The 6,253-nt window shown below is 69.0% G+C and carries 6 protein-coding genes; 4 read left to right on the top strand and 2 right to left on the bottom strand.

Translation table 11 applies throughout. From position 1 onward, the window contains the following. Positions 1-113 precede the first annotated feature (113 nt). Positions 114-1,313 (bottom strand): adenylyltransferase/sulfurtransferase MoeZ, encoded by a 1,200-nt coding sequence (moeZ, locus tag ACP7BP_RS12270; RefSeq protein WP_426244906.1) that lies wholly within the window; start codon positions 1,311-1,313, stop codon positions 114-116. 236 nt (positions 1,314-1,549) lie between these two features. Between moeZ and ACP7BP_RS12265 the strand changes: the two genes are divergently transcribed. The 4 genes from ACP7BP_RS12265 to ACP7BP_RS12250 all read left to right on the top strand — a co-directional run bounded on the left by ACP7BP_RS12265 (position 1,550) and on the right by ACP7BP_RS12250 (position 5,332). Next, the gene (locus tag ACP7BP_RS12265; RefSeq protein WP_426244905.1) at positions 1,550-3,910 is read left to right on the top strand and encodes an immune inhibitor A domain-containing protein; all 2,361 of its coding nucleotides are present in this window, start codon (positions 1,550-1,552) and stop codon (positions 3,908-3,910) included. A gap of 176 nt (positions 3,911-4,086) precedes the next feature. Beyond that, positions 4,087-4,683, top strand: a complete 597-nt coding sequence (locus ACP7BP_RS12260) for a TetR/AcrR family transcriptional regulator (RefSeq protein ID WP_426245430.1) — start codon at positions 4,087-4,089, stop codon at positions 4,681-4,683. A 26-nt stretch (positions 4,684-4,709) separates the two neighbouring features. After that, entirely contained in the window at positions 4,710-4,928 is a 219-nt protein-coding gene (locus tag ACP7BP_RS12255; protein WP_426244904.1) for a DUF3107 domain-containing protein, read from the top strand. A gap of 125 nt (positions 4,929-5,053) precedes the next feature. Continuing rightward, positions 5,054-5,332: a GlsB/YeaQ/YmgE family stress response membrane protein gene (locus tag ACP7BP_RS12250; protein ID WP_426244903.1), complete on the top strand. Its 279-nt coding sequence runs from the start codon at positions 5,054-5,056 to the stop codon at positions 5,330-5,332. Between the two features lie 92 nt (positions 5,333-5,424). On the opposite strand, the gene ACP7BP_RS12245 is transcribed toward ACP7BP_RS12250, so the two are convergent. After that, positions 5,425-6,114 carry a ferritin-like fold-containing protein gene (locus ACP7BP_RS12245; protein WP_426244902.1) on the bottom strand — a complete coding sequence of 230 codons (690 nt, stop codon included), beginning with the start codon at positions 6,112-6,114 and terminating at the stop codon, positions 5,425-5,427. Between the last annotated feature and the right edge of the window lie 139 nt (positions 6,115-6,253).

Genomic DNA, 6,253 nt, shown 5'->3' with positions numbered 1-6,253 from the left:
GGGGGCCCCCCCCACACCGCCCGCGGCCGCCCGGGGGGGGGGCGGGGGTTGCGCCGGGGCCGGGGGGGGGGGCGCCCCGGAGTGGCGGCGACCCCCACGACGTCACCCGCCCGTCAGTACGAGGGCTGGCTCGGGTCGACCTGGTTGACCCAGGCCACGACGCCGCCGCCCACGTGCACCGCGTCGGCGTAGCCCGCGCCCTTGACGATCGCCAGCGTCTCGGCCGACCGCACGCCGGTCTTGCAGTGCATGACGATCTGCTTGTCCGATGGGAGCTGCTCGAGCGCGCTGCCGTTGAGGAAGTCGGCCTTGGGGATCAGCACCGAGCCCGGGATCTTGTTGATCTCGTACTCGTTGGGCTCGCGCACATCCACCAGCACGAAGTCGCGGGTGCCCTCGGCACGCTCCTTGAGCATGTGCTCGAGCTGCACGACCGAGATGGTCGAGCCGGCAGCCGCGTCGGCGGCCTCCTCGCTCACCGCACCGCAGAACGTGTCGTAGTCGATGAGCCCCGTGACGGTGGGGTTGTCACCGCAGAGGGCGCAGTTGGGGTCCTTGCGGACCTTGAGCTTGCGCCACTCGAGCTCCAGGGCGTCGTAGATCACCAGCTTGCCGACGGCCGGCTCGCCGATGCCCGTGATCAGCTTGATGGCCTCATTGACCTGGATCGACCCGATGCTCGCGCACAACACGCCCAGGACGCCGCCCTCGGCGCAGCTCGGGACCATGCCCGGCGGCGGCGGCTCCGGGTAGAGGCAGCGGTAGCACGGGGCGTCGTCGGCCATCGACGGCGCGAAGACGCTCGCCTGGCCGTCGAAGCGGTAGATCGAGCCCCACACGTAGGGGATCTTCAGGAAGTACGCCGCGTCGTTGACCATGTAGCGGGTCGCGAAGTTGTCGGTGCCGTCGACGATCAGGTCGTAGCCCTCGAAGACCTGCATCACGTTGTCGTTGTCGAGACGCTCCTCGTGGAGGATCACGTTGACGTAGGGGTTCGCCTCCGCGATCGACTCCTTGGCCGAGAGCGCCTTGGACTTCCCGATGTCGGACTGTCCGTGGATGATCTGGCGCTGCAGGTTGGACTCGTCGACCTCGTCGAACTCCGCGATGCCGAGCGTGTGCACGCCGGCGGCGGCCAGGTAGAGCAGCGCCGGGCTGCCCAGGCCGCCGGCGCCGATGACGAGCACCTTCGCGTTCTTCAGGCGCTTCTGGCCGGTCATGCCGACGTCGGGGATGATCAGGTGGCGGCTGTAGCGGCGCACCTCGTCGACGGTCAGCTCGGCGGCGGGTTCCACGAGCGCTGGGTAGGGCACGGTTGCTCCTTCATCGGTTCGGCTGCTCCCCCCACAACGACATCCGGGAGCGGCTTCTTCCCATCCTCTCCCGACCACCCGCGACCACGGCGCCGCGACCGGATTCCGGACCGACCAGAGAAAAGTGCACGAATTTCTTGATTCTTCTGCACTTTCCGGGTGAAGGTGCTCCAGGAGCCGTCCCCCACCGGACGGTAGGGGCCGTTGGCCCGTTCTCGGACGAAAGGTTCACCCACGTGAAGAAGCTGCTACCCGGCCTCATGGCCGGAGTCGCCGCCCTGGCACTGAGCGCCACAGCGCTCCCCTCGGCACAAGCACAGCAGACTGCGGACGCCCCCGTGGCCAACGCGAAGAAGGACGCCGGCAAGGGCGTGACCAAGGGGGCGCATCGGCTGGACAACCGTCCTGGGCCGCTCACCGCCCGCCAGGACATGCTCCGCGAGAAGGCGCTCGCCAGCCTCGCCAACGGCAGCGCCAGCCTGGATCCCTCCAGCGAGGGCGGCGCCGTCGTCACCCTCGAGGGCGGCCCGCGCGGCGAGGCTCAGAAGGGCCCGGCCGCCAAGGCAGCGCGCGACAAGCACACGCAGCACTACGAGTTCCCGCTCGACAAGACCGACCAGGTCTTCTCGATCCTCGCCGACTTCGGCGGCTCCGGCCCCCTGAACAACGAGATCCCCGAGCCCAACCGCAACGTCGACAACTCGACGTACTGGGTGCCGGACTTCAACAAGGCGCACTACGAGGAGCTGTTCAACGGCGACGGCGAGTCGTTCAAGAACTACTACCTCGCGCAGTCGGGCGGCCGCTACACCGCCGTCAACCAGGTGCAGGACTGGGTGACCGTGCCCGGCGACGCGGCCTCCTACGGCGCGAACCCGCACGAGGACAACGGCGGCGCGTGGGACTTCATCACCGACAGCGCGAACGCCTGGTACGCCGACCAGAAGGCCCAGGGCAAGACCGACGCTGAGATCAACACCTACCTCCAGTCGCTCGACCAGTGGGACCGCTACGACCACGACGGCGACGGCGACTTCAACGAGTCCGACGGCTACATCGACCACTTCCAGGCCATCCACGCCGGTGAGGGCGAGGAGGCCGGCGGCGGAGCCCAGGGCGAGGACGCCATCTGGTCGCACCGCTGGTACGTCAACCAGGACGACTACGGTCGCACGGGCCCTGCCAACGCGATGTTCGGCGGCACCCGGATCGGCACCACCGACTTCTGGATCGGCGACTACACGGTCGAGCCCGAGAACGGCGGACTCGGGGTCTTCGCCCACGAGTTCGGCCACGACCTCGGCCTCCCCGACTTCTACGACACCAACAGCGGCGACAACGGCACGGCCTTCTGGACGCTGATGTCCTCGGGTTCGTGGCTGGGTCACGGCGACGAGGGCATCGGCACGACGCCTGGCGGCCTCGGCCCCCAGGAGAAGCTGGACCTCGGCTGGCTGGACTACACCGAGGTCAACCAGGGCCAGACCTACACCGCCAACCTCGGACCGTCGCAGAACACCTACGACAACCCGGGCACGGTCGAGAACGAGTCCGACCAGGCCATCAAGGTCAACCTGCCCGACAAGGTGACCGAGACCGACTACACCACCCCGCCCGAGGGTGACAACGCCTGGTGGTCCGGCCGCGGCGACAAGCTCAACAACACGATGTCCCGTCCGGTCGCCGCTGGTGACTCGGTGAGTGTCAGCGCCTCGGCGTGGTACGAGATCGAGGCCGGCTTCGACTACCTGTACGGCGAGTACTCCGTCGACGGCGGTGCCACCTGGGTGGACGCGGGTGAACCGGTCACCGGCTCGTCCGAGGACGCCTGGACCGACCTGGCCTTCAGCTACGACCCCGGCGGCGTGCCGAGCATCTTCCGGTTCCGCTACCAGACCGACGGCGGCGTCAACGAGGCCGGCGCGTTCCTCGACCAGATCACGGTCGCGGTCGACGGCACGACGGTCGCCACCGACGGCGCCGAGGTCGGCAACAACGGCTGGACGGTCGACGGCTGGACCCGCTCCACGGGCACGGACGTCCAGACGACCGACTACTACTACCTGCTCGAGAACCGTCAGTACGTCGGCTGGGACGACACCCTGCGCACGGGCCCGTACAGCTTCCCCGAGGCTGTCACCCGCCCGGACTGGGTGCAGTTCTTCCAGTTCCGTCCCGGCATGCTGGTGTGGGTGACCGACAAGTCCTACCCGAACAACAACACCTCGCTGACGCCCGGCCACGGTGAGACCCTCGTGGTCGATGCCCGGCCGAAGCCGATGAAGTGGTCCGACGGCACCATGCCGACCAACCGTCGCCAGCCGTGGGATGCCGCGTTCGGCCTCTCCAAGGTGCGCGAGACCTGCCTCGAGAAGCAGGTCCCGGCCGACAACCGTGACGGCTACCGCACGCTGGAGGCCTGCGCACCGGCAGGTCCCGGCATCCCGACGTTCGACGACTCCGACCCCGACCGGTACTGGTCCGCGGCCAACCCGCAGAACAGCACGCTCGTCTCGGGACTCGGTGTCCGCGCGACCGTCGTCAAGGAGAAGAAGGGGCACCTGACCGTCAAGGTCTCCAACCCCCGCGCGCAGTAACCGGTCGCTGACCGGATCGTGACCAGGAGGGGCCTCGCTCGCGGGGCCCCTCCTGGCGTGCCGGTAGGGTTCACGCACAGCGGCCCGCACCACGCCGCGCACCGGAGCCCACCACGAGAAGGAGTCGCTTAGTGGCCGAGCACGACGCCACCGAGGTCCGTCCCCGTGGTGGCCGGATGCCGCGCCGGGAGCGCCGCGAGCAGCTCCTCGGGTCCGCACTCGAGGTCTTCGTCGCGCAGGGCTACCACGCCGCCGCGATGGACGACATCGCCGAGCGGGCCGGGGTCTCCAAGCCGGTGCTCTACCAGCACTTCCCGGGCAAGCTCGAGCTCTACCTCGCGCTGCTCGACTCCTCGTGCGACATGATCATCGACAACTGCCGGCAGGCGCTGGCCTCCACCAACGACAACAAGCTGCGGGTCGCCGCGACCGTCGAGGTCTTCTACGCCTACGTCGCCAGCGAGACCGGTGCGTTCCGGCTGGTCTTCGAGTCAGACCTCACCAACGAGCCCGCCGTGCGCGCGATGGTCGACCGGGTCACCATCGACTGCGCCGAGATGATCGCCGAGGTCATCCACGAGGACACCGGCCTGCCCGACGAGGCCTCCCGCCTCCTGGCGGTGTCGCTGGTGGGAATGGCCCAGGTCAGCGCACGGTTCTGGTTGTCCGGAGCCGGCGCTTCGGGTGACATCAGCCAGAAGGACGCCGCCGCGCTCGTGGCGGGTCTCGCCTGGCGAGGCATTCGCGGCTACCCCCTGACCGACGACCATTGATGGCCGCAACAGAAGGAGACCCGACCGTGGAGGTCAAGATCGGCGTACTGCACGCCCCCCGTGAGCTCGTCGTCGAGACCGACGCCACCGCCGAGGATGTCGAGCAGCAGCTCGAGCAGGCCGTGGCCGGCGACGGAGTGCTCGCCCTCACCGACAGCAAGGGCCGGCGCATCGTCGTCCCGGCCCACAACATCGCCTACGTCGAGATCGGCACCGGCACGCCCGGCACCGTCGGCTTCCGCTGACCGGACACTTCGGGCCTCACCGGTCCGGATGATGTGGGCAATCCTCCGGAGGAGGATGATGGCGGTAGGTCGACTGGATCGACATACCTGGGCCACGAACATGTGGCAATGAAGGGTAGGTAGCTATGGACATCACAACCATCTTGTTCTACGTGATCGTGGGGGCCATCGTCGGCCTGATCGGCAAGTTCCTGGCACCGGGCGACAAGGACAACATCCCCCTGTGGCTGGTCCTGGTCTGCGGCATCGGCGGCATGCTCATCGGTGGTGTCATCTACCGCGCGTTCGGCGGCGACGGCAGCGACGGGCTGGACTGGGTGCAGGGCATCGTCACCGTCCTGACCGCCATGGTCCTGGTCATCATCGCCTCGATGGTCACCGGACGCTCCCGAAGCAGGATCTGACCACAAGACCTGACAGGCAGCACGAAGCGACGCGGCCCCGCACCCGATGGGTGCGGGGCCTCGTCATGTCAGGAGTCGACTCAGGAGTCGGCTCAGGAGTCGAGGCCGAGCTCGGCCATCCGCTCGGCGTGGCGGTCGGTGAGCCGGGTGAACATCCGGCCGATGGCGGCCAGGTCGAGGCCGGGCCGGTCCACTCCCCCGGCCAGCAGGGCGCTGAGCGCGTCCCGCTCCGCGGCGACCCGCTGGCCCTGGGTGAGTGCCTCGCCCATCAGCCGCCGGCCCCACAGGGCCAGTCGTCCACCGAGACGCGGGTCCTCGGCGATGGCGGCTCGCACCCGGTCGACCACGAACGCGGAGTGGCCGGTGTCGGCGAGGGAGTCGATGACCAGGTCGCGGGTGTCGGGATCGAGGTGGGCCGCGATTTCGCGGTAGAAGTCGGCGGCCAGTCCGTCCCCGACGTAGGCCTTGATGAGGCCCTCGAACCAGTCCGAGGGGGCCGTGTGCCGGTGGAAGTCGTCGATCGCCCGCCGGAACGGCCGCATCGCGGCGAACGGGTCGGCGCCGAGCTGGGTGAGCCGCTCCCGCAGCGCGTCGAGGTGCCCGAACTCCGCCGCGGCCATGGCGCTGATCTCGACCCGGTCCTCCAACGACGGGGCCAGCTTGGCGTCCTCGACCAGCCGCTCGAAGGCCGAGAGCTCGCCGTACGCGATGGCCCCCAGCAGGTCGACGACTGCCTCGCGGTAGTCGGCGTCCTGGAGGGCCACGGGCAGGGATTCCGTCATGCGCCGACCCTACCGATAGACTGAGGCTCGATTGACTTCCGGCGGGAGCCCCCGCCGAGCATGTGCGCGGTGGAACCCCCGTCGTCGATTCTCGACTGGCCCGCCGCATCTGCTGTGGATGATTCCAGACGAAAGCGAC

The sequence above is a fragment of the Nocardioides sp. LHG3406-4 genome (assembly GCF_049897745.1).
Lineage (GTDB): Bacteria > Actinomycetota > Actinomycetes > Propionibacteriales > Nocardioidaceae > Nocardioides.
This window is presented reverse-complemented; position numbering and strand designations above follow the sequence as displayed.

Bases quoted from the DNA above. Each gene is read 5' to 3' on its own strand.
- ACP7BP_RS12245 (WP_426244902.1), bottom strand. From the start codon at position 6,114: ATGACGGAATCCCTGCCCGTGGCCCTCCAGGACGCCGACTACCGCGAG.
- ACP7BP_RS12260 (WP_426245430.1), top strand. From the start codon at position 4,087: ATGCCGCGCCGGGAGCGCCGCGAGCAGCTCCTCGGGTCCGCACTCGAG.
- ACP7BP_RS12250 (WP_426244903.1), top strand. From the start codon at position 5,054: ATGGACATCACAACCATCTTGTTCTACGTGATCGTGGGGGCCATCGTC.